We start from the raw sequence: 1,515 nt of genomic DNA, 5'->3' as shown, positions 1-1,515 counted from the left end.
CGGAAAGTGTCAAGGCGGGTGAGACAGATTCCGTCAGGCGGTCTGTATGAGGGCCTCCTGTGAGGGCTGGTTGATCCAGGCGGCCTCGGGCAGCTTGGGCGCCTGGGGTCGGCGGTGGCCGAAGCGCTCGGGACGGGCGGCGTAGGCCGCGTCCAGGGTGGCCTGGCGCTGGGCGCGGACCTGCCCGGCGGTGCCGAAGTGGACGCTGGCGGGGGTGTGCAGCCCGATCCCGCAGTGGCGGTGCTCGTGGTTGTAGTAGGCGAAGAACTGCTCGGCGAACGCGCCGGCGTCGGCCAGGGACCCGAAGCGCTCGGGGAAGACCGGGGCGTACTTCAGCGTCTTGAACGCCGCCTCGCTGTAAGGGTTGTCGTTCGACACGTGCGGGCGGGAGTGCGACCTGGCCACCCCGAGGTCGACGAGCAGCTGAGCGACCGGTTTGGAGGTCATCGAGGTCCCGCGGTCGGCGTGGATCGCCTCCGGCACGCCATGGATGCCCATGGCGTGCTCGAGCAGGTTCTTGGCGATCTCGGCGTCCTCGCGGGCCGCGATGGTCCAGCCCACGACGAACCTGGAGAAGATGTCGAGCACGACGTACAGGTCGTAGTACACGCCCCGCTCCGGCCCCTTGAGCTTTGTGATGTCCCAACTCCACACCTGCCCCGGCGCCGTCGCGACGAGCTCGGGCCGGGTCCGGGGCGGGTGGCTCGCCTGCCGGCGCCGTTCCCCGGCCATGTCGTGCTCGCGCAGGATCCGGTGCATCGTGGACATCGAGCACAGGTAGGTGCCCTCGTCCAGCAGCGTGGCCCAGACCTGGGCGACCGACTTGTCCGCGAACCGCTGGCTGGTCAACACGGCCAGCACGTGGGCCCGCTCGGCGGCGGACAGCTTGTTCGCCGGTGCCGGCCGCGGTGTCCGTGGACGTGGCGGTGGCGGGTTCTTGGCCCGGTAGTGACTGGCGCGGGAGCGACCCAGCAGCGCGCACGCAGCCGCGGTGCCGACGTGCTCGGCCAGCCCGTCGACGGCCGGGTTGATCACCGCGGCGACCGCGGCGGCTTGTCCGCGCTCTCGGAGAGCGTCTCCAAGAGCGCGTGTGCTTTTCCCATCAGGTCCAGCGCCGCCCTGGTCTTGGCCAGCTCGGCCTCGGCCTTCTCCGCCCGGGCCCGTAGCGCCTGCAGCTCCCGCTCGCGCCGGTCCCGCGGCTTGCTGCCCAGCCCGGACAGCGAGCCGGCGGCCGCGGCCTTGCGCCACTCGATGATGTGGGAGGTGTACAGGCCCTCCCGGCGCAGGATCTCCCCACGCCCAGAGCGGTCCGCGGCGTCGTACTCGGCCAGGATCGCCGCTTTGAACTCGGCGGTGAACGTCCGCCTCTTGGGCCGGTCAGCACGAGGAGCCATAGCCCCATCATCGGTGCCGACGTCAGCAACCGTCATCGTCATCTCAGTATTGGTCCGTTCTCGCCCCGTGCAGTGCGAAGGTCAGCAGTGCTGGTGTCTCACCCCATCCTGACGCACAGGG

The 1,515-nt window shown here is 70.6% G+C and carries 1 protein-coding gene; it reads right to left on the bottom strand.

All coding sequences use genetic code 11. The features are described from left to right. Nucleotides 1-33 precede the first annotated feature (33 nt). A protein-coding gene (locus LTL01_RS14545) for an IS3 family transposase (protein WP_370428832.1) occupies nucleotides 34-1,430 on the bottom strand; the annotation gives its coding sequence in 2 pieces (ribosomal slippage) (nucleotides 34-1,094 and nucleotides 1,094-1,430; 1,398 coding nt in all). Between the last annotated feature and the right edge of the window lie 85 nt (nucleotides 1,431-1,515).

Origin of the sequence: Microbacterium aurantiacum, from assembly GCF_021654035.1 — a bacterium.
Lineage (GTDB): Bacteria > Actinomycetota > Actinomycetes > Actinomycetales > Microbacteriaceae > Microbacterium > Microbacterium aurantiacum.
Note: the sequence above shows the minus strand (reverse complement) of the source record. Positions and strands in the feature narration are given on the sequence as shown.